Annotated in this window: 21 protein-coding genes; 1 reads left to right on the forward strand and 20 read right to left on the reverse strand. The window is 64.7% G+C overall.

Annotation, left to right across the window (positions count from 1 at the left end; all coding sequences use genetic code 11):
• Positions 1-167: 167 nt before the first annotated feature.
• The 20 genes from EDC62_RS06645 to EDC62_RS06740 all read right to left on the reverse strand — a co-directional run bounded on the left by EDC62_RS06645 (position 168) and on the right by EDC62_RS06740 (position 20,535).
• Entirely contained in the window at positions 168-692 is a 525-nt protein-coding gene (locus EDC62_RS06645) for a phosphoribosyltransferase (RefSeq protein ID WP_124221843.1), read from the reverse strand.
• Between the two features lie 71 nt (positions 693-763).
• Positions 764-2,140, reverse strand: coding sequence for an adenylosuccinate synthase (locus tag EDC62_RS06650; protein ID WP_124221845.1), 1,377 nt, complete (start codon positions 2,138-2,140; stop codon positions 764-766).
• A gap of 13 nt (positions 2,141-2,153) precedes the next feature.
• Positions 2,154-3,317, reverse strand: a complete 1,164-nt coding sequence (locus tag EDC62_RS06655; RefSeq protein ID WP_124221847.1) for an ATP phosphoribosyltransferase regulatory subunit — start codon at positions 3,315-3,317, stop codon at positions 2,154-2,156.
• 248 nt (positions 3,318-3,565) lie between these two features.
• A complete protein-coding gene (locus EDC62_RS06660; RefSeq protein ID WP_124221849.1) occupies positions 3,566-3,745 on the reverse strand; it encodes a DUF2065 domain-containing protein in 180 nt (59 codons plus the stop codon).
• A gap of 18 nt (positions 3,746-3,763) precedes the next feature.
• Entirely contained in the window at positions 3,764-4,672 is a 909-nt protein-coding gene (gene hflC, locus EDC62_RS06665; protein WP_124222034.1) for a protease modulator HflC, read from the reverse strand.
• An 18-nt stretch (positions 4,673-4,690) separates the two neighbouring features.
• Positions 4,691-6,061 carry an FtsH protease activity modulator HflK gene (gene hflK, locus EDC62_RS06670; protein WP_124221852.1) on the reverse strand — a complete coding sequence of 457 codons (1,371 nt, stop codon included), beginning with the start codon at positions 6,059-6,061 and terminating at the stop codon, positions 4,691-4,693.
• A gap of 42 nt (positions 6,062-6,103) precedes the next feature.
• Positions 6,104-7,294, reverse strand: a complete 1,191-nt coding sequence (gene hflX / locus EDC62_RS06675) for a GTPase HflX (RefSeq protein ID WP_124221855.1) — start codon at positions 7,292-7,294, stop codon at positions 6,104-6,106.
• Positions 7,295-7,400: 106 nt separating this feature from the next.
• Entirely contained in the window at positions 7,401-7,649 is a 249-nt protein-coding gene (gene hfq / locus EDC62_RS06680; protein WP_425469954.1) for an RNA chaperone Hfq, read from the reverse strand.
• A 270-nt stretch (positions 7,650-7,919) separates the two neighbouring features.
• Positions 7,920-9,281, reverse strand: coding sequence for a ribosome biogenesis GTPase Der (gene der, locus EDC62_RS06685; protein WP_124221860.1), 1,362 nt, complete (start codon positions 9,279-9,281; stop codon positions 7,920-7,922).
• 24 nt (positions 9,282-9,305) lie between these two features.
• Positions 9,306-10,451: an outer membrane protein assembly factor BamB gene (bamB, locus tag EDC62_RS06690; RefSeq protein WP_245968782.1), complete on the reverse strand. Its 1,146-nt coding sequence runs from the start codon at positions 10,449-10,451 to the stop codon at positions 9,306-9,308.
• Entirely contained in the window at positions 10,448-11,143 is a 696-nt protein-coding gene (locus tag EDC62_RS06695) for a YfgM family protein (protein ID WP_124221862.1), read from the reverse strand. The genes bamB and EDC62_RS06695 overlap by 4 nt, the downstream gene beginning before the upstream one ends.
• A gap of 5 nt (positions 11,144-11,148) precedes the next feature.
• Positions 11,149-12,495 carry a histidine--tRNA ligase gene (hisS, locus tag EDC62_RS06700; RefSeq protein WP_124221864.1) on the reverse strand — a complete coding sequence of 449 codons (1,347 nt, stop codon included), beginning with the start codon at positions 12,493-12,495 and terminating at the stop codon, positions 11,149-11,151.
• A 2-nt stretch (positions 12,496-12,497) separates the two neighbouring features.
• Positions 12,498-13,766 (reverse strand): flavodoxin-dependent (E)-4-hydroxy-3-methylbut-2-enyl-diphosphate synthase, encoded by a 1,269-nt coding sequence (gene ispG / locus EDC62_RS06705; protein WP_425469965.1) that lies wholly within the window; start codon positions 13,764-13,766, stop codon positions 12,498-12,500.
• 19 nt (positions 13,767-13,785) lie between these two features.
• Positions 13,786-14,685: a helix-turn-helix domain-containing protein gene (locus tag EDC62_RS06710; protein WP_170159033.1), complete on the reverse strand. Its 900-nt coding sequence runs from the start codon at positions 14,683-14,685 to the stop codon at positions 13,786-13,788.
• Positions 14,686-14,689: 4 nt separating this feature from the next.
• A complete protein-coding gene (gene pilW / locus EDC62_RS06715; protein WP_124221871.1) occupies positions 14,690-15,517 on the reverse strand; it encodes a type IV pilus biogenesis/stability protein PilW in 828 nt (275 codons plus the stop codon).
• The gene (rlmN, locus tag EDC62_RS06720) at positions 15,504-16,679 is read right to left on the reverse strand and encodes a dual-specificity RNA methyltransferase RlmN (RefSeq protein ID WP_124221873.1); all 1,176 of its coding nucleotides are present in this window, start codon (positions 16,677-16,679) and stop codon (positions 15,504-15,506) included. The genes pilW and rlmN overlap by 14 nt, the downstream gene beginning before the upstream one ends.
• Before the next feature lie 23 nt (positions 16,680-16,702).
• Positions 16,703-17,128, reverse strand: a complete 426-nt coding sequence (ndk, locus tag EDC62_RS06725) for a nucleoside-diphosphate kinase (protein WP_124221875.1) — start codon at positions 17,126-17,128, stop codon at positions 16,703-16,705.
• Positions 17,129-17,295: 167 nt separating this feature from the next.
• The gene (rluB, locus tag EDC62_RS06730) at positions 17,296-18,642 is read right to left on the reverse strand and encodes a 23S rRNA pseudouridine(2605) synthase RluB (RefSeq protein WP_124221877.1); all 1,347 of its coding nucleotides are present in this window, start codon (positions 18,640-18,642) and stop codon (positions 17,296-17,298) included.
• Positions 18,639-19,340 (reverse strand): SMC-Scp complex subunit ScpB, encoded by a 702-nt coding sequence (gene scpB, locus EDC62_RS06735; RefSeq protein ID WP_124221879.1) that lies wholly within the window; start codon positions 19,338-19,340, stop codon positions 18,639-18,641. The genes rluB and scpB overlap by 4 nt, the downstream gene beginning before the upstream one ends.
• A gap of 235 nt (positions 19,341-19,575) precedes the next feature.
• Entirely contained in the window at positions 19,576-20,535 is a 960-nt protein-coding gene (locus EDC62_RS06740) for an RluA family pseudouridine synthase (protein ID WP_211330945.1), read from the reverse strand.
• Between the two features lie 41 nt (positions 20,536-20,576).
• Between EDC62_RS06740 and EDC62_RS06745 the strand changes: the two genes are divergently transcribed.
• A complete protein-coding gene (locus tag EDC62_RS06745; RefSeq protein WP_124221882.1) occupies positions 20,577-21,383 on the forward strand; it encodes an outer membrane protein assembly factor BamD in 807 nt (268 codons plus the stop codon).
• Positions 21,384-21,390 lie beyond the last annotated feature (7 nt).

Below are 21,390 nucleotides of genomic sequence, written 5' to 3' on the forward strand. Positions count from 1 at the left end.
AGGCCTCAGAGGCTGAGAGGGAATTGGGCGTGCCCGAAGAGGCGCCATAAAGCGCGTCCGAGTAGGCGCAAAGCACAGCCGTAGCTCGGGCTACGGCGCGCATTTGCAACGCCCTCGGGCGTGTTTTGGGACGTCAAAGCGGGCATGACCGATTCCCTCTCAGCCTCTCAGACCTTCCACTTTTCGAGCAGCTTCTCCGGCGTCATCGAGTCGTAGTACTCGAAGGGCTGATGGATCCAGGGGTTGGTCGGGAGGAACTCGACGGAATAATCGGGCGCAAAAGACGAGACGCCTTTGGTCCAGATCACCGCCGTGCGCAACTCGGTGATGGGCTTGTAGTTGGTGCGCAGCATATCGACCACGGCCTTGAGCGTATGGCCCGAGTCAGCGAGGTCGTCGACCAGCAACACCCGTCCGGCGATTTCGCCTTTGGGCGTGGTGATGTAGCGCGCAATGTCGAGATGCCCCTGCACCGTCCCGGCCTCGGCACGGTAGGAACTGGTCGACATGATGGCCAGCGGCTTGTCGAAGATCCTTGAGAGGATGTCGCCGGGCCGCATACCGCCCCGCGCCAGGCACAGAATGGTGTCGAACGGCCAGCCCGATTGGTGAATCTTGATCGCGAGCTTTTCGATGAGGTTGTGGTACTCGTCGTAGCTCACATAGAGGTGCTTGCCGTCTTCCGTCAACATCGTATTTACTCCTGAATCTGTAGCGCCCATTGACCGTTTTATGCCGGGCTACCGGGGTTTTTGCTTGAAAATCAGTCCGGCAGGAAGGGGTGGCGGACCATGATCGTGTGGTCGCGGTCCGGGCTGGTCGAGACGATGTGGATCGGCACACCCGTCGCATGCGCGATGCGCTGCAAATACAGCCGCGCGTTCACGGGCAGGTCCTCGAGCCGGGTCACGCCCACGGTGGACTCGCTCCAGCCGTCGAGCGTCTCGTATATCGGGGTGCAGCGGGCGATTTCGTCGGCGCCGAGCGGCAGGATGTCGGTCGTCTGGCCGTCGAGCTCGTAGCCCACGCACAGTTTCAGCTCGCTCAAGCCGTCGAGCACGTCGAGCTTGGTGATGCATAGGCCCGAGAGCCCGTTGACCTGCGCGCTGCGTTTGAGCAAAGCCGCATCGAACCAGCCGCAGCGGCGGCTGCGTCCGGTCGTCGTGCCCTTTTCGGCACCGACAGTCGCCATGTGGTAGCCCGGTGTGCCCGGGGTTTGCCAGTCGAGTTCGGTCGGGAACGGCCCGCCGCCCACGCGGGTGCAATAGGCCTTGGTGATGCCGAGCACGTAGTGCAGCATGCCGGGCCCGACCCCTGCGCCCGCCGCGGCGTTGCCCGCCACGCAATTGCTCGAAGTGACATACGGGTAGGTGCCGTGGTCGACGTCGAGCAAGGTGCCCTGAGCGCCTTCGAACAGCAGGTTTGCGCCCTGCAGGTGCGCGTCGTTGAGCTCGCGCGAAACGTCGGCAATCATGGGCGCGAGCGCCTGCGCCTGGCGCATTGCCTCCTCATAGACCGGCTCGAACTGCACCTCGCCATCGGCCATATACGGTGCCAACGCTTCGCCAAACGAAAAGGAGCGTGAGCCCAGAAAGGTGGTCAGCACATGATTGTGCAAGCGCAGCAGCTCGCGCAGACGCGCCGCGAAGCGCTCGGGGTGGCGCAGGTCCTGCACCCGCAGCGCACGCCGCGCGATCTTGTCCTCATACGCTGGCCCGATGCCGCGTCCCGTGGTGCCGATTTTTTCCGAGCCGCCCTGCTCGCGCGCAGCCTCCCGAGCCACGTCGAGCGCGACATGGAAAGGCAGAATCAGCGGGCAGGCCTCGCTCACGCGCAAGCGCGAACGCACCTCCACCCCCGCGCGTTCGAGCCCCTCGATTTCCTCGAGCAGTTTGCCGACCGACAGCACCACGCCGTTGCCGATGTAGCACTTGACGCCCTCGCGCATGATGCCGCTCGGAATCAGGTGCAAAGCGGTCTTCACGCCGTTGATGACGAGCGTGTGGCCCGCGTTGTGGCCGCCTTGAAAGCGCACGACACCCTGCGCGCTTTCGGTCAGCCAGTCGACGAGTTTGCCCTTGCCCTCGTCGCCCCACTGGGTGCCGACGACGACGACGTTTCTTCCTTTGGTCATGTTCATTCAGGTCCGATGGTCAAATGGCGCGAACGATCCAGTGGCCCGCGACTTCCACCAGTTCCCGGTCGCAGAAAAATTCATCGATTTCGCTCTCGTGGCCGGGCAACATGCAAACCACGGTCTCACCCCGACCGCGCAACGAGGCGATCGCTGCGCGCAGATGCTCTCCCTGCCCCCAAGGCGCACGGATGGCGGGCTTGGGTCCCCGCTGCTGCGCCGCCGCCACGACCGCTTTCAAATCCAGGCTGAAACCCACGGCGGGACGCACCGCAGCCGTGGCTCGCCGGGCAAACACAGCACCCACCCCATCGTAGCGACCGCCCCGAACCAGCGCCTCGCCCGCCGGTTCCGCATAGACCGTGAAGCGCACGCCGCTGTAGTAGGCGTAGCCGCTCGCGTCGGCCAGATCGAAGGTCACCGTGGCCCCGTCGACATGCTGCGCCATCCAGCGCAGCGCATCGAGCGCCGCGGCCACGCCGGGGAAGCCTGCGAGGCATCGCTGCGCCTCTTCGAGCACCGAGGCGTCCCCGTACAGATCCACCAAGGCGCGCAGCGCCTGCTGCACCTCCACTCCGAGGCCCCGCGCGAGGCCGGCCACCTCTTGCCCGTCTTTGGCGGCTAGGGCGGCATTGAGGGCAGTCTGTTCGATCGGGTCGAGCGCAGATCCCGCCAGAATCGAGCGCAGGATCCGCGCGTCACCCAAGTCCAAGGTCAGCGAGCCGACCCGAGCCTGGGTCAGCCCGTCGAGCGCGAGCGAGACGACCTCGAGGTCGGCCTCGAGCCCCGCGTGCCCATAGAGTTCGGCGCCGAACTGCAGCGGTTCACGGCTGGCATGTGGGCGGTCGGGACGGGTGCGCAACACCGGCCCGCAGTAGCAGAGCCGGGTAACCCCCGCACGATTGAGCAGGTGCGCATCGATCCGCGCCACCTGCGGCGTCGTGTCGGCACGTACCCCGAGCATGCGCCCGGACAATTGGTCGACGAGCTTGAACGTCTGCAGGTCCAGGGCTTCGCCCGTACCCGTCAGCAACGATTCGAGGTGTTCGATGAGCGGCGGTATGACCAATTCATAGCCATAGGCGTTGGCCGTATCGAGCATGCGTCGACGCAGGTCTTCGATGTGGCGCGCCTCGGCAGGCAGCACATCGGCAATGTGATCCGGAAGGACCCAAGCAGTCATGAAAATGCGTCAGAGTGTGAAACGCGCGATTTTACCGGGCTGCGATCAGGGGCTGAGAGGGAATTGGGCGTGCCCGAAGGGGCGCCCCAAAACGCGCCCGAGTAGGCGCAAAGCACAGCCGTAGCTCCAGCTACGGCGCGCATTTGCAACGCCCTCTGGCGTGTTTTGGGGCGTCAAAGCGGGCATGACCCATTCCCTCTCAGCCTCTCAGCCCCAGGGGCGAAGCACCCCGCGCGTGCAACGCTGCATCAGGCCAGCAAAAGCAGCAGCAAGCCCCCGGCGGCCACCGAGCACAGCCCGTAAAAACGCAACTGGCCGTCGCGCAGCTGTCGAATCTGGTCCACGACCTGTCGCCAAAAAGAGGGTGCGATCAGAGGCAAAGCGCCCTCGACGATCAACACCCAAGCCAAAACCGCCCAAAACGACATCGGCTGCTCAGTGGCGCGTCACTTTTTCGGAGCCGCAGCCGCTGCCCCAGAATTGCCCCCTCGCATCACCTTGAAGAATTCCGACGAGGCCGGATCCAACACCAGGACATCGCTTTTCTTGGCAAACGTGGACTTGTAGGCTTCGAGGCTGCGGTAGAACTGCGCAAACTGCGGATCCTTCCCAAACGCCTCGGCGTAAATTCGCGCCGCCTCGGCGTCGCCTTCGCCCTTGACCTTCTGGGCCTCGCGGTACGCGTTGGCGAGCGTCACTTCACGTTGGCGGTCCGCATCGGCGCGGATCTTCTCGCCTTCGGCCGCGCCAGTCGAGCGCAGTTCATTGGCCACGCGCTTGCGCTCGGCTTCCATACGGCGATAGACCGACTCGGTGATCGCTTCGACATAGTCGGCGCGCGTGATGCGCACATCGACAATGTCCACACCCCACGGTTTCTCACCCTTGACGACCTTGAGCACCTCGCGCTTGACGTTGGCCATCAAGGCATCGCGCTTGGTCGAGAGAATCTCCTTGACGGTGGCGCGGTTCACCTCTTCCTGCAATGCATTGCGCACGACCCGGTTGAGTTGCACCGCTCCGGCGTTCTCATCGAGCCCGACGTTGCGAATGTAGGCCTGCGGGTCACTGATGCGCCAGCGCACATACCAGTCGACCACCATGCGCTGTTTTTCCGCCGTCAGCAAGGGCTCGGATTCGGTGCTCTCGAGATTGAGCAGTCGCTTGTCCAGATACGACACGTTCTGGAACGGCGGCGGCAGCTTGAAATTGAGGCCCGGCTCGGTGATGACTTCCCGAATCTGCCCCAGCGCATAAACCACGCCGAATTGCCGCTGATCGACCACGAACATCGTGGAACTCAAAAGCGCCAGCAAAACCAAGATGGACGAAGCGACCATCCCGATACGGTTGATATTCATTCTGAAAACTCCTCAGCGGCTGTCGCGGTCGCGGGTACGGCCGGCATCCCGGGTGCGGGCATCGTTGGACGACGGGGTACCGGCGGCGCTCTGCGGCGCGCCGGTCGACCCCGATGTCGCGGCAGCGCCCGTCACCGGCGTTGCGGAGCCTGCGGCCGACTGCGCCTCGGCGGCGACCTGTTGCATGATCTTGTCGAGCGGCAAATACAGCAGGTTCGATCCCTGACGCGAGTCGACCAAAACCTTGGTCACATTGCTGTAGATCTGCTGCATGGTGTCGACATACATCCGGTCGCGTGTGACTTGTGGCGCCTTCTGGTACTCGGTCAGCACCGAGCGGAACCGCTGGGCATCGCCTTGCGCCTGGGCCACGATGCGTGCGCGGTAGGCATCCGCCTCCTCTTTCAGGCGCGAAGCCGCACCCACGGCGCGCGGCACGACGTCGTTGGCATAGGCCTCCGCCTCATTTTTCGCACGCTCACGCTCCTGGCCGGCCTTGAGCACGTCGTCGAACGCAGCCTGAACCTGTTCGGGCGGGCGAACGCCGCCCTGCTGCAAGTTGACCCCGACCACCTCGATGCCCACCTTGTAGCGGTCGAGGATGGACTGCATCAGCGACCGAACCCGCGGCGCGATCTGGTCGCGCTCTTCGGCCAGGGCGGAATCCATTTTCATCTTCCCGACGACCTCACGGACCGCGGTCTCGGCCGCCTGAACCACGGCCTCGGTCGGGTTCTTGCTCTCGAATAGAAAGGCGCGCGCATCGTTGAGACGATACTGAACCGCAAACTTGATTTCGACGATGTTCTCGTCCTCGGTCAGCATCGCGGAATCGCGCAGCCCCGTGGCACGAATCACATTGTCTCGGCCCACGTCGACCGAGCGGATTTGGGTGACGAACACCACTTCATGGCGCTGGATCGGGTACGGCAGACGCCAGTTGAAACCGGCGCCCACCGTGGTTTTGTAGCGCCCAAATTGGGTGATGACCGCCTGCTGCCCTTCCTGGACGATGAAAAAACCCGTCCCGAGCCAGAGCAGCAAGGCGACGCCGAGCAACAGGCCAATGCCGATCCCGGCACCCTTCATATCCGGCGGCGGTAGACCCGCTCCCCCGCCTTTGCGTCCACCACCGCCGCCAAACAGGCCGCTGAGTTTGCGGTTGAAGTCACGCCACAGTTCATCGAGGTCCGGCGGACCCTCTGAGGGCCCAGCCCCCCGCTTCGGTTCGCGTGGTTCATTCGGCCCCTTCGGCCCAGACCCGTCGCCTTCGGGGGGCGAGCCGTTGGGCCCTCGCCCCCAGCGCGGATCATTGAGGTTGAAAATTTCGTTCCAACGCGCCGGAGCCAAACGGCTGCGCAGCAGCCCAGTTCTCAAGTTCATTCCCGTGGTCCTGTTGTTCTCTGGGGCGATTGTGCCCAATCCTCACACCCGATCCGGGTTGCCGTCGGGCAATTCCCCCGCGGTGGAACGGTCGTCGTTCGTCCTCAGTGCCGAGGCGGCCTTGAGGGCGATCTGTTCACGCAATTGGGTCAAGCCACTGCCAGTCTGAGCGCTCAGAAACACTCGAGGGGTCTGCACGCCTGCGACTTCCATCGTATCGACGACCTTCAGCGGACGCTTCGTCTCCTCCAGGCGGTCGATCTTGTTGAACACGACGATTTGCGGCACCTGTTCCGCGCCGATCTCAGCGAGGACCTTTTGCACCTGCTCCATCTGCTCGACCGCCTCAGGGCTCGAGGCATCCACCACATGCAGCAGCAAATCCGCATCCGCGGCCTCCTCCAGCGTGGCCTCGAAGGCGTCGATGAGACCGTGGGGAAGATCACGAATGAATCCGACCGTGTCAGACAACGATACCTTGCGGCCGATTTCCCCCAGGTAGAGCTGGCGCGTGGTCGTATCCAGCGTCGCAAACAACTGATCGGCCGCATAAGTGTTGGCCTTGACGAGCGCGTTGAAGAGCGTCGACTTGCCGGCGTTCGTATAGCCAACGAGCGAAACCGAGAACGTGTCGCGCCGCTGACGCTGACGCCGCTGGGTCTTGCGCTGCCGCTTCACCCGCTCGAGCCGCTCCCGCGTGCGCTTGATCGCCTCGCCGATCATGCGGCGGTCGAGTTCGATTTGGGTTTCCCCCGGGCCGCCGCGCGCGCCGATCCCGCCGCGCTGCCGCTCGAGGTGGGTCCATCGGCGGACGAGCCTCGTGCTGAGGTACTGTAGCCGCGCCAGTTCGACTTGCAGCTTGCCTTCATGGCTGCGCGCACGCTGCGCAAAAATTTCCAGAATCAGCAAGGTGCGGTCGTTGACCGGCAGGCCCAGATGCCGCTCCAGATTGCGCTGCTGGGCTGGGCTCAACGACGAGTCGAACAGGACTTCCTGGGCCCCCAGTTCGGCCGCAAGCGCCTTGATCTCGTCGGCTTTTCCCCGCCCGATGAAGAGCGCAGCATCGGGCACGCTGCGCTTGCATGCGACGCGCCCGACGGGCTCAAACCCGGCGGTTTGCGCCAGGAGCCCAAGCTCTTCGAGTCGGGGGTCGAAAAATCCACGCCCGAAATCGACCCCGACCAGGATGACCGGAGCTGGCGTGTATGGGCTTGCAGACGAAGATGCGCTCAACGGACCAGCCGCTCTGAGACCGCGGGATAGACGCGCGCGCGCGGGAGGGGGGCTGCGCGTCGCGCATGGCCAGATGAACTGGCTTGGAAAGCGCGCGAAGTGGAGCTCATGCGGACGGAGCCTGCTCTTCCGCGTTCAGCGAAAAATGCACGGCGCGGCCCGGGACGATGGTGGAGATGGCGTGTTTGTAGACCATCTGCGTCACCGTGTTGCGCAGCAGGACGACATACTGGTCGAACGACTCGATCTGTCCCTGCAGCTTGATGCCGTTGACCAGATAAATCGAGACGGGGACGTGTTCCCGACGCAGCGTGTTGAGAAATGGATCTTGCAAGACTTGGCCTTTATTGGTCACGATATGCTCCGTGTTCGGAAGTTTGAATGGGCTTGAACCTTACCATAGCCCTACACCCAGCCGGGCTCAAAGCCCGAAAGTCCGCCCGCCCGCACGGGCAATCCTTTAGGGCAACGCTGAACAAGTCCCTCGCGCGTCGCGCATCCCGGCTGCGGGCGGTCTGCGTCGTTGCAAATCCTCGCCATAGCTGCGGCTATGGCTGCGGTTTGCGCCTCGCATCCCATCCCGCGGCCGCTCGCGCGCCATCGCGGAAACTCATTCAGCGTTGCCTTAGTTCGCCCGCCGCTCGCGGTTGGCGTAAGGGTTGTCCGCGGTTTTGAATTCGATCCGCAGCGGCGTCCCCACCAACGCAAAAGCCTTGCGAAAACGACCTTCGAGATAGCGTTTATAGGCAGGCGTGACATGCTCGAGCGAATTCCCGTGAATGACGATCACGGGCGGATTCATCCCCCCTTGGTGGGCATACCGCGGTTTGGGCCGGTACATGCCCGAGCGTTGCGGCGGCTGGAGTTGGACGGACTCCAGCAAAACCCGTGTCAACTGCGGGGTCGGCATCTTGCGATGTGCGGATTCATAGGCCTCGATGATCGATCGCCACACCGGCGCGAGGCCTTGACGGGTCCGCGCCGAGATGAAGTGGATCGGTGCAAATTTCAGAAACGCCAGCCGAAGCTCGACCGCGCGCTTGACCAGTTCGCGCTGATACTCGTCAACCGCATCCCATTTATTGACCGCAATGACGACCGAGCGACCGCTCTCCAAAATGAACCCCGCGATGTGGGCATCTTGGTCGGTGATGCCCTGGGTCGCGTCGAGCAGCAACAAGACGACGTTGGCCGACTCGATCGCCTGCAGTGTCTTGACGACGGAGAATTTTTCGATCGCTTCGAAAACCCGGCCCTTGCGCCGCAGTCCAGCCGTGTCGATGAGCTCGAAACGGCGCCCTTCGCGCTCCAGCGGCACCGAAATCGCATCTCGGGTCGTGCCGGGAAGGTCGAAGGCGACGAGCCGCTCTTCACCGAGCCAGGCGTTGATCAATGTCGACTTGCCCACATTGGGTCGCCCCGCCACCGCCAGGCGTATCGGCGCGTTGGCTTCGACTTCCCCGGCCTCTTCGTCGTCGGGCTCGACGTCCGCACCGGGGATTTGGTCCAAAGCGGCTTCGATCACGCTTCGAACCCCCTGGCCATGCGCGGCCGACACCGCATGGACCTCTCCCAGGCCCAACTCGTAAAAATCAGCAAGCTGCAAGCCGTCGTGCATGCCCTCAGCCTTGTTGGCCACCAGCAGGCAGGGCTTGCCCAAGCGCCGCAGGTAACTCGCGATTTCGTGGTCCTGCGCGGAAATGCCCGCGCGCGCATCCACGACGAACAAGACGACATCCGCTTCGGCGACCGCCTGCCGCGTCTGCTTGGCCATCTCGTGGTAGATCCCGGTCTCGGCCGTCGGCTCGAAACCGCCGGTGTCCACGACGATGAATTCGCGCCGACCCAGGCGTCCTTGCCCGTAGTGCCGATCGCGCGTCAGACCCGCGTAGTCCGCAACGATCGCATCGCGGGACTTGGTCAGACGGTTGAACAGCGTCGATTTACCGACGTTCGGTCGCCCGACCAATGCGACGACCGGCTTCATCGCACCACCTCTCGTCGCGAACCCTCAGCGAGGCCGGTACGCATACAGCCCCCCTTGCCGAGTGGCGACCACCAGCGTCTTCCCGACGAGCGTCGGCTGGGCCACGATGGGTGAGCCATCGGTCGCGACGCGATCGACGACCGCCCCGTCCTCGGTGGAGAGAAAATGCACGAAGCCGAAACTGTCGCCCAGGACCACCGATCGCCCCGCCACCCGCGGCGTGCTGAGCGCGCGGTATTTCAAACGCTCCGAGCTCCACCGGCGCTCGCCGGTGGCTGCATCCCATGCCACCACGACGTCGTCGGATTCGACGCCATAGACTTTGCGACCATCACCGCTCACGCCCTGATGCCCGTTGGCCGGCTGGGTCCACAACAGCGTGCCACGCACCGTATCGACACAGCCCACGGCCGATTGGTAGGCTCGCAGACAGACGGTCGTCCCATCGCGTGCGACGCCTGCAACCAGATCCGCCAGCCGCTCCACTTCGTTCGTGCCCCGGGGGCTTGCGAGCGCGACCAGCCAGCGCTCACTGCCATTTGTCGGATTGATGGCCGTCAATCGACTGGAGATTCCAGCAAGCAGCGTATCCCCCACCGGCAAGAGCACCCCCGCCTGCTTGAGCACCAAAGCCTCACTGGCCCGCGGGCGGGCCCACAGTCGCCGCCCACTCGCCGCATCGAACGCCAAAACCGACCGATCTGCACCCAGCACGAACACACGGGCACCCGCCACGAGCGGAGCCGTCCACACACCGGTTTGAAGGCGCTGACGCCAGAGCTCACGGCCCTCGCGCAGCACGACGAGTTGATGGCTGCGTGTGACCACGGCAGCGAACTGGCCGTCACTGCCGACACCGGCGGCGATGGACTCTCCCACCGATCCAAGCCAGCGCTCGCGCCCGTTGGTGGCCTCGATCGCGCGCACCGTACCATCGTCGGAGGCCGTCACGAGCGTCTCGCCAGCCACCGCGAGCTGGAGCGGGAAACTTACCGGACCCTGTCGTGCCGTCCACGCCGTCGCGACTCCGATCAATCCCGGGTTGGCCGGCAACTCAGCGGGCTTCGGACGATCCGAGCTGGCGCAAGCCGCAAAGAGCACGGTCGCACCGATACAGACGAACAAGCACGAGCGGCGCGCGATCCGCGCCATCGTCTTTCGAGCCATCATGGACGCGCTCCCGACGCGGCCGGCTTCGAAGAACCCGCCGCAGGCGCCGAACCGTCCTCGACCCCAAGCGAAGCGAGTTTGACGTCCACGAAGCGTCGATACGTCACCGATTCGGGCAGGCCATCGAGCGCCTTACGGTACTCGGTGGCAGCCTCTGGGGCGCGCCCTTGCAGGCTCAGGATGTCGCCCTTGCGGTCGGCGACGAGCGCTTCATAGTCCTTCGGCATGGCCTCGGCCAAGACCTGGAGTGCCTCGCCGTAAGCCTTTTCTCCAGCGAGTAGGCCCGCAAGTCGCAGTCGCGCCACCGGCGCATAAGCCCCGTCACCCGCGTCCGTCGCAACCCAGCGCAAGGCCTCTTTCGCTTCGGCCGCTTTGCCACTTTCGTGATAGAGCTTTGCCGCCATCAGCCCGGCCTGCTTGGCAAACACGCTGGACCCGAATTGCTGCTTCAAGTCGCTCCATGCCGTCGAAGCCCGTTCGACATCCCCGGAGCGCGCAGCCCGGTCGAAGGCATCGAACAGCGCGGCGGCCTGGACGGCTTGGCGGCGTTGCCAGTATTGGTACCCGTTCCACGCGGCGTAGCCACCCAGTGCGACGATCAGCACCCAGGTGATGAGGTCGCCGTAGGTCTTCCAGAAATGCCGCAGCTCGGCTAGTTGTTCCTGTTCTTCGAGATCGAGATGTCGGGCCATGGGTTTTACTCAGAAAGGGTCCGCGATTTTAGGCGCACGGCTGCACTGGCGACGTCACTGAGTGGGAGCAAAAACTGGCTGCCGGCTCCTTCGCCGCGCAGCGTCTTGACACTCACCTCACCTCGCGCCAATTCCTCGGGCCCAAAAATGAGGGCGTACAGCGCGCCGCTCGCGTCGGCGCGGCGGAATTGCGATTTCATGCTGCCGCGTTGCGCGCCGGATGCGGCATGCATTTGGACGGCGACTCCAGAACCCCGCAAACCCTCGAGGAAGCCCAGAACAGGCCCCATGGGAATGTCGTCCCCATCGGGAATGATCGCGTAGGCGTCGGGTGACGGTGGCGGCGGCGTGCGGTCGCATTCACGGAGCAGTTCCAAGATGCGTTCGACACCCAGCGCCCAGCCCACTGCGGGTGCAGGCTTGCCACCGATTTGCTCGATCAAGCCGTCATAACGCCCCCCGCCACAGACCGTTCCCTGCGCACCAAGGCGGTCGGTCACGAATTCGAACACCGTCAGGTTGTAGTAGTCCATGCCGCGCACGAGCCGGGGATTGAGACGATAGCTCACCCCAACCGAGTCCAACAGCTGTTGCAGCGTTTCGAAATACCGTTGCGAGGCGTCGCCCAGAAAGTCGGTCAGTTTGGGGGCGTTCTCGACCAGGGCCTGCATGTCGGGATTTTTGGTGTCGAGTATGCGCAGCGGATTGCTGTGCAGACGACGGCGCGCATCGGCGTCCAGCAGATCCTGATGGGCCTCGAAATACTCGATCAAGGCTTTGCGGTGGGCGACGCGCTCGGCCGGCTGCCCGAGCGTGTTGATTTCCAGGCGTATGCCCTCCAAGCCCAGTTCCCGCCACAGCGCCGTCGCGAGCAGAATCACTTCGGCGTCGATCTCGGGCCCTGAAAACCCCAGCACCTCGGCGCCGATCTGATGAAACTGACGGTAGCGTCCGCGCTGGGGCCGTTCATGCCGAAACATCGGGCCCATGTAATAGAGACGGCGCCCCCCCTCATACAGCAAGGAATGTTCGACCGCCGCCCGGACGACCCCTGCGGTCGCCTCGGGGCGCAGCGTCAAGGCCTCGCCGTTGAGGTGATCGACGAAGGAATACATTTCCTTCTCGACGATGTCGGTCACTTCACCGAGGCTGCGAACGAACAGCGGCGTGGGCTCGACGATGGGCGTGCGGATGTTACGGTAGGCGTAGCGCGCCATCAGGCGCCGCACCGTCTCCTCCAACCACTCCCACTGCGCGGATTCGGGCGGCAGGATGTCATTCATGCCCTTGACGGCAACCAGCCGGGTCGGGGCCCTGGGCGCGCGCTGGGGCGCGTCGTTCTGTTCTTGCATGCTTAGGACGAAGAGGCGATCACGGATTGGCCGAAGCGGGCTTCCACGTATCGGGTGACGATTTCCTGGAATTCCTCGGCGATGCGCTCACCCCGCAGAGTCAAGCGCTTCTCGCCATCGATGAAGACGGGGGCTGCCGGAGCCTCGCCGGTTCCGGGCAGACTGATACCGATGTCGGCATGTTTGCTTTCGCCGGGACCATTGACGATGCAGCCCATCACCGCCACCTTGAGCCGTTCGGCACCGGGATAACGCTCGCGCCAAACCGGCATCTGGGCGCGGAGAAAATCGTCGATCTGCTTGGCGAGCTCTTGGAAGGTGGTGCTCGTCGTGCGGCCGCAGCCGGGGCAGGCCGTGACCGACGGAACGAATCGCCGCAAGCCCAAAGCCTGCAGCAGTTCCTGGGCGACCAGCACCTCCTGCGTGCGCGCTTCGCCCGGCAAAGGCGTGAGCGAGACCCGGATCGTGTCGCCGATCCCTTCCTGCAAGAGCACCGACAAGGCCGCCGTCGACGCGACGATACCCCGCACCCCCATACCAGCCTCGGTCAATCCGAGATGGAGCGGATAGGTGCATCGGCGTGCCAGTTCCCGATAGACGGCAATCAAATCCTGCACCCCACTGACCTTGCAGGAGAGCAAGATCTGGTTCGGAGCCATCCCGAGTTCCACGGCCCGCTCCGCAGAGCTGAGTGCCGATGAAATGAGCGCCTCGTACATGACCAGCCGACCGTCGAGGGGCACCGGGCGCCGGCTGTTCTCATCCATCATATGCGCCAGCAGTTCCTGGTCGAGACTGCCCCAGTTCACGCCGATGCGCACCGGCTTGTCCCAGCGCAGCGCCGCGTCGATCATCTGCCCGAACTGCAGGTCTTTCTTGTCGCCCTTACCCACGTTGCCGGGGTTGATGCGGTATTTCGAGAGCGCTTGCGCGCAACTCGGGAAGTCCGTCAACAGCCGGTGGCCGTTGTAGTGGAAATCGCCGATCAGCGGAACATCGACCCCCATGCGATCCAACTGGTCGCGGATGGCCGGGACGGCTTCGGCCGCCTCGGGCGTGTTCACCGTGATTCGAACCAGTTCCGAACCTGCTTCGGCGAGTTCCCGGATCTGAATGGCGGTGCCGATGACGTCGACCGTATCGGTGTTGGTCATCGACTGAATGCGCACCGGAGCGTCGCCCCCCACCGCAACGACCCGGCTGCCCCACCGGATCTGCGCCTGTCCGGTTGGATGACGCCGAGGGGTAGAGAAAGTAGGCCCCGCCTCCATCATCGTGTCCTCACTCATTTCACCGCACCTCGAAGCGGGCGACGTTGTTGCGGGCGATGGGCGCGAGGTCCATGGGCTTGCCGCGCACCGACACCTGCGTCGCATCCGCGCGGCCGATCAGCACGTTCAAAGGACCCGGCGCATCGAGCGCCACCGATTCACCGGCCTGCAGCAGCTTGCGAAAAACGACGGTGCCGCTCGCATCGCTGACCTCCACCCAACTCTCGCCGCTGGCGGCAAACCGCAGCCAACCGGACTCAGCCACCTGGGGAACTGCAGCTTGCGGTTGGCTCGAAACGGCGACCGGAGGCGGCGCAAGCCCCGGCCCGCTGCTGCTGGGGGCTACCGGCGCGGGAACCGAAGCCGGGACGGTTGAGGACCGCATCGGGGGGGCTGCGGCGGCAGGCGCAACCGACGCAGCGAGCGTCGAGGACGCGCTGCCCGCGCTCACCGCCTGGCGCTCAGCGTTGAGCTGCGGGGCCTTCACCCAGTAGGGCCAAAACCACAGAACGACGCCCGCCAACAGCAGGAGTGCCGCAGCCACCAACAGCGGTCGACTTCGCTGTGGCAGCGATAGACCCGAGGCCGAGCGGCGAAACCCATGTCCACTTTCGTGGAAGGCCCCAAGCCGACTGTCGTCGGGCTGCAGTTCAACGGCCTCGGGCACGGGCAAAGCCGCCAGAATCGGCGAGCGATCGATGCCCAACTGACGGCATACGCTCGAAGCCAGCGCACGAACGAAAACGATGTCCGGGAACGCCTCCCATTGCTCCGCTTCGAGCGCTTCCAGCCGGCGCTCAGGGACCTTGAGCGACGCGGCGAGTACCGAAATCGAGATGCCCGCGCGCTCCCGTGCCGAGCGCAGCATCGCACCCGCCGAGACCGGGGTGAACGGCGTCTCCGCTTGCACAGGGCTCATCGGCTCATTCATCAAAAGCTCCCCGTTCGTAGGCGGCCAGCTCCTTCGATTGCGGGTAGCGCCGACGAAGCTGCTCGGCCAGCTGACGCATCGCGTCGCGATTGTTCAAACGGCGCTCCACTTTGATCCCCAGCCAAAGCGATTCCGCGTTCGCATATTCCGAATTGTTGATGCGACGGATATAGAACTGCGCACGCTCGAATTCACCGCGTTGATACAACAGCAGCGCCAGGTTGTACCCAGTGACGGGGTTGGCTGCATCGAGTTCATAGGCATGCGCGAGGTTGCGCTCGGCCTCGGCCAGCTTGCCGGCCCGCGCCTGGCACAGGCCGTAACCCAAATAGGTCTTGGCCTTGTCGAGATAAATTGGGTTGGCCAAGGCACGCTCGAACACTTCGAACGATTCGGGGTAGCGCTGCTGCTGGCACAAGAACCAAGCATAGTTGTGCAGCGATCCCCCATCCCGGGGATTAATGGACAAGGCCCGTTTGAAGCTTTCCTCGGCCAGTCCCGGGTTGTTGAGCTTCATGTAAATGAGCCCGCGCAGGTTGTAGGCATCGGCAAACGAGGGATCGATCGCCAGAACCTGCTTGACCTCGTCGAGGGCGACGGTGGTTTGACCTTGCTCGAAATAGCCGACCGCCAAGGCCAGGCGCAAACGTGCGCGCCGCCGCGCTTCAGGCTCGTCGGACTCGGTCACGATGTCGGGGCCACTCGCTGAGGCTCCCGCGTTCGCACCCGACGCGGCACAGCCCTGCAACTGCGCGAACGCGGAGAACAGCGCGCACAGCACCAAGAGCCTCCTGACATAGGCCGCGTCAACGGGTCGCATAAGGCGTGCCTCCCGATGTTGGGTTGCCCGATGTTGGAAGATCTGCCGAAACCAGCGGAATCACACGGCGCTTCGACAGGCGCTCGTGAACGCGGGTGCGGTCCCGGACATCCCCGGCCAGTTGCCCGCAGGCTGCGTCGATGTCATCGCCACGGGTCTTGCGAACCGTGGTCACGATGCCGGCGTCGTTGAGCGCACGTGCAAAGGCGCTGACCGCTTCCGGAGTCGACCGCCGCAGACCCGAGCCCACAAACGGGTTGAAAGGAATCAGGTTGAACTTGCACCAAACACCGCCGCCCCGCCGATGTTGCCGGACGAGTTCGATCAGGCGCTGGGCGTGCACGGGCTGATCGTTGACACCGTCGAGCAGGCAGTACTCAAAGGTGATGAAGTCGCGCGGCGCATGGGGCAGGTAGCGGTTGCAGGCATCCAACAACTCGGCCAGCGGGTACTTGCGGTTGAGCGGAACGAGTTCGTCGCGCAAGGCATCGTCGGGGGCATGGAGCGAAACCGCCAAGGCCACGGGGCAGTCGGTGGCGAGCCGGTCCATCATGGGAACGACCCCGGATGTCGAGACGGTCAACCGCCGTCGAGACAGCCCGTAGCCATGGTCATCCAGCATGATCCGCATCGCCGGCACCAGCGCGCCGTAGTTCTGCAGCGGCTCGCCCATGCCCATCATCACGACGTTCGTGATGACCCGGTCGCTACGGCCGAGGTGCGCGCGCAGGAAGCGCTCGGCATACCAGAGCTGGGCGACGATCTCGTGGGTGGCGAGATTGCGACTGAAACCCTGGTGCCCGGTCGAGCAAAACCGACAGCCGACCGCGCAGCCTGCCTGGGACGACACGCACAGCGTGCCACGGTCATCCTCGGGAATGAAGACCGTCTCGACGGCTTCGCCGTTTCCCACGTCGAACAGCCACTTGATCGTGCCGTCCGCCGAATCGTGGCGGGAGAGCACGGGCAAGCCCTCGACGACCGCGTCTCGTTTGAGCTTTTCGCGAAAGGGACGGGCGAGATCCGACATCTGGTCGAAGTCGCTCTCGCCCCGCTGATGGATCCAGCGAAACAGCTGCGTGGCGCGAAAGCGCTTCTCCCCGCGGGCCTCACACCAAGCGGCAAGGCCCGGCAGATCGAAGTCGAGCAGGTTATCGGCCATCGCAGCAGGGGCGTCGGGCCGCTTCAGCGGCTGTAGACGTTCATGCCGGCAAAGAAGAAGGCGATCTCCGCGGCCGCCGTCTCCGGACCGTCGGAACCGTGCACGGCGTTGGCGTCGATGCTGTCGGCAAAGTCTGCGCGTATCGTGCCGGGAGCGGCCTTCTTGGGATCGGTCGCGCCCATCAGGTCCCGGTTCTTGAGAATGGCACCCTCGCCTTCGAGAACCTGGATCATCACCGGGCCGGAAACCATGAAATCGACCAAGTCTTTGAAGAACGGGCGCTCTTTGTGCACCGCATAAAAGGCCTCAGCCTCGCGACGCGACAGGTGGGCCATACGGGCAGCCACGATCTTGAGGCCGGCGGCCTCGAAACGAGCGTAAATTTGTCCGATGACGTTTTTTGCCACCGCGTCGGGTTTGATGATGGAAAGCGTGCGTTCGATAGCCATGGTTGGATTTCCAGGTTTTAGCGTTAAAAAATGGGGTCGTTCGCCCGAAAGCGAAAACCCCACATTCTAGGACAAGGCCGACCCCTTCCCCCGCGTGCCGTGCAGCCGACACCGGGTGCGCGCCCTCGCAAAAGCGGTAGCGCTTTGCCCAACCGGCGCCGAGGCGTTCAGCGTCGACGCCGCCCGCGGCCCGGAACGGCCTCGCGTCGCTGTCGCCCCAGGCTGTCGGCGCCGATGTAGCCCAGTGACGTTTTGAGGGGATCGGGCTGCGCGTTGCCGCGCGGCGCCGCCGCGTTGTTGGCACCGGAGCGTCGAGCCGGCGCGGCTACTGCACGCCCCGGCTTTCGACCGGTCGAAGGCTTGGCGCTCGAGCGCGGTGCACCGCGACCCGCGGCGCCCTGGGTGCCGCCTGCGGCTTCGGTCAAGGCCGCAACGTCGCGCTCGTCGAGTTCGACCCAGGCCCCGCGCTTGAGGCCGCGCGGCAAGACCATGGCACCATAGCGGATGCGGATCAGGCGACTGACCGCATGGCCGACCGCTTCGAACATGCGGCGGACCTCCCGGTTTCGGCCTTCGGCGATCGTGACGCGATACCAGCAGTTGGCCCCCTCCCCGCCCCCGTCCTCGATCGAGCGGAACTGCGCCATGCCATCGTCGAGCTGCACCCCTTCGAGCAGCTTTTGCTTTTCTTCGTTGCTCAGGGCGCCCAAGACCCGAACAGCGTATTCGCGCTCGAGGCCAAAGCGCGGATGCATGAGGCGGTTGGCCAGTTCCCCCGAATTGGTGAACAACAGCAAGCCCTCGGTGTTGAGATCGAGCCGCCCGACCGATTGCCACTTGCCCTGCTGCAGCCGGGGCAAACGCCGGAAGACGGTGGGACGATTCTGCGGGTCGTCGTGGGTGACGACTTCGCCCGCGGGCTTGTGATAGGCCAACACCCGCGGCGGCGGCGGTTCGATGCGCACGCGCACCGGTTTGCCGTTGACCTTGACCTGATCGCCAAACTGAATGCGCTGGCCGATGTGTGCCGGCTGGTTGTTGACCGTGATCCGGCCCTCGGTGATGAGCTGTTCCATCTCGAGTCGGGAGCCGAGCCCCGCCTGGGCGAGCACCTTGTGCAGTTTGGGGAATTCGATCTGCGGCTGCAGCACCCGTTTGGCAGGCACTTCGGCCGGGCCTTCGGCGACGCTGTCGTATTCGCCCGAGATGACGTCCTCGAAGCGCAACGGTGCGAGTTCCGGCGTGGGCTCAGCAGGCCGGCCTCCACGCGCCGGCCGATCGTTGGGACGCTTGTCCTTGCGGCCCGAGCGTGGGGCACGCGGCTTCGCTGGGCGCCCCTCTGTCCCACGCGCTGCAGCCGCTGCCGATCCAGCCGGAGCCTCAGCGGAGTCCGCCACCGGCCCCGCGCCCTCCGGGCGTTCACGGCTGTCGACGGACGCCAGCGCAGACGGGTGGGCTTCTTCGGTCGCGAGCTTCATCGCGCCAGGCAGGGCTTCTTCATTGGTCGGATTCATGAGGCAGTCTCAGGGCGATCGGTGGAAAGAGGGTCGAGCTCAGTGTCGACGGAGTCGGTCTCAGCGAGGTCGGTATGCAGGGAGGCCGACGCTTCAGGATGGGTGGTCATGGCGAGCGGATCGTTGGCCGGAGTCATCGCATCCAGGGCCTCGAGCGCTTCGAGCGCCTGGCGGCTCGCTGGGTCGGCAGCCGTGCCGATGGCGGGCAATTCGTCGAGCGAGCTCAAGCCGAGGTCATCGAGAAACTTGGACGTGGTCGCAAACAAGGCCGGTCGGCCTGGCGCCTCCTTGTGCCCGATGACTTCGATCCAGCCGCGGTCTTCGAGCTGTTTGATGATTGCGGAATTGATCGTCACGCCACGAATGTCTTCGATATCGCCACGGGTGACCGGCTGCCGATACGCAATGATGGCAAGCGTCTCGAGCGTCGCCCGGCTGTAACGCGGCGGCTTTTCCGGATGCAGCCGATCCAGATAGGGACGCATTTCGGGCCGACTCTGAAAGCGCCAGCCGCTGGCCAGCCGGGTGAGTTCGACGCCCCGATGGGCCCAATCATCCCGCAGCTCGTCGAGCAGGCGGCGCAGCGTGTCGGCGCCGATGGCCTCGTCGAACAGGCGGCGCATGTCCTGCAGCGACAAGGGCTCGGCGCTACACATCAAGGCGGCCTCGAGGATACGCTTGGCTTCCGCCATATTCATGGCTGGTCCATTTGGGGACGGTGCCCGGTGCGGGCGTTCAATCGAAAAGCGGCAACCCGGGCAGTCGGACGCGCCGTGCGGCGACGGAAAACCATGCCGGAGGACTCAAGCGGCCACGGTCTGCGGCAGAGCCGGTTCCATCGGGGTCCGAAACCGGGGACAGGAAACGACGCGGAACGACCTCTTTGCGCCGCTCTTGGCGGTATGACGGGTTGGCCGTTGATCCAGCGCAGTTTCAGAGTGGCGGATTGTAGCCCAGCCTCTGTGCGGCGTCGGCCAAGTCGGGCGCCAGGGCGGCGCGAAACTCCAGGGCTAGGTTGCTGATCGGGTGCCGAAACGCGAGCCGATAGGCATGCAAAGCCTGCCGGTCCAGACCCAGATCGGCCGTGCCACCGTACAGCCGATCGCCGACGAGCGGATGACCGAGCGTGGCCATGTGCACGCGGATTTGGTGGGTACGCCCGGTGCCCAGCGTGCAGTGCACGACGCAATGCCGCTCACCACTCCACAGGCAGTCGATGGCCGTCCAGGCCGGCTTGCCGCTGCCCTCGCCGACGGCCGCCATGCGCAGGCGGTTGCGTGGGTCGCGGCCGATGAAGCCCTCGACGATGCGCCGTTCGGGTCCGATCCAAGGGCGGTGGGCGATGGCGAGATACTGACGCTCGACTTCGCGCGCGGCGATGCGCTCGACGAGCCGATCCATGGCAACTCGGGAGCGCGCAACGACCATCAAACCGCTGGTGTCTTTGTCGAGCCGGTGCACGATGCCGGCCCGCGGCAGCAGCGCGCAGCGCGCATCACGTGCCAGCAAGCCGTTGAGCAGTGTGCCTGTCCAGTTCCCGGCCGCGGGGTGGACGACGAGCCCTGCGGGCTTGTCGATGACAAGGATGTCGTCGTCCTCGTAGAGCACGGGAAACGCCACCGGTTCCGGCCGAAACGCCTGAGCCTGGGCCGTCGGCAGCAGCTCGACCGAGACGGCTTCGCCGGCCCGTACCCGTTGTGCGGCCTTGGTCACGACCCGAGACGCCAGGCGCACATGCCCGGCTTCGATCAGTTGCTGCAGGTAGCTGCGGGACAGTTCAGGCACCTGCTCGGCGAGCACCCGGTCGAGCCGCTGGCCGTGGCTGGCCGCGGGCACCGTGAACGAACGGACCTCGACCTCGCCATGGGCCTCGCCCTCGCCATCGACCCCCACCGATATAATTTCCGATGCCTGTTTCAAGAAAGCTACCTCTGATGCCTCGTGCCAAATTATCGGTGCGCCCCGCCGGGGCTGCCCTTGCCATCGCGGTTGTTTTGGCCGGTTGCGCGTCCAAAGAGGTGGACCCAACCGCCAACTGGAGCCCCAACCGGATTTACGAAGAGGCCCGGGACGAGGCCAACTCGGCTTCGTACGACAAGGCGATCGCTTTGTTCGAAAAGCTTGAAGGGCGCGCTGCGGGCACGGTGCTGGCGCAGCAGGCACAGCTCGAGAAGGCTTATGCGCAGTACAAGAACGGCGACAAGGCGCAGGCCATTGCCACGCTCGACCGCTTCATGAAGCTGCACCCGACGAGCGAAGCCGTCGACTACGCGCTCTACCTCAAGGGCCTCGTGAACTTCAACGACAACCTCGGGTTTTTGTCGTCCATCACGCAGCAGGATCTGTCGGAGCGCGACCAAAAAGCGGCCAAGGAGTCTTTCGAAGCGTTCCGTGAGCTGGTGCAACGCTTTCCAAATTCCAAGTACGCCGCGGACGCTGCAGCGCGGATGCGCTACATCATCAATTCGCTGGCGCAGTATGAAGTGCATGTCGCGCGCTACTACCTGCAGCGCGGCGCCTATGTGGCAGCGGTCAACCGCGCGCAGGCGGCAATCGCCGACTATCGCGATGCCCCGGCCAACGAGGAAGCCCTCTATATCCTCGTGCGTGCCTATGACGCTCTGGGCCTCGCGGAGCTGCGCGACGATGCCAAGCGCGTGCTGGACAAAAACTTTCCCAACAGCGCGTACCCGAGTCAGGGCTTCAAGGGCAAAGATGGGCCTTGGTGGAAGCTGTGGTGAGCGACAG

The organism is Tibeticola sediminis, assembly GCF_003843835.1.
Classification (GTDB): Bacteria; Pseudomonadota; Gammaproteobacteria; order Burkholderiales; family Burkholderiaceae_C; genus Tibeticola; species Tibeticola sediminis.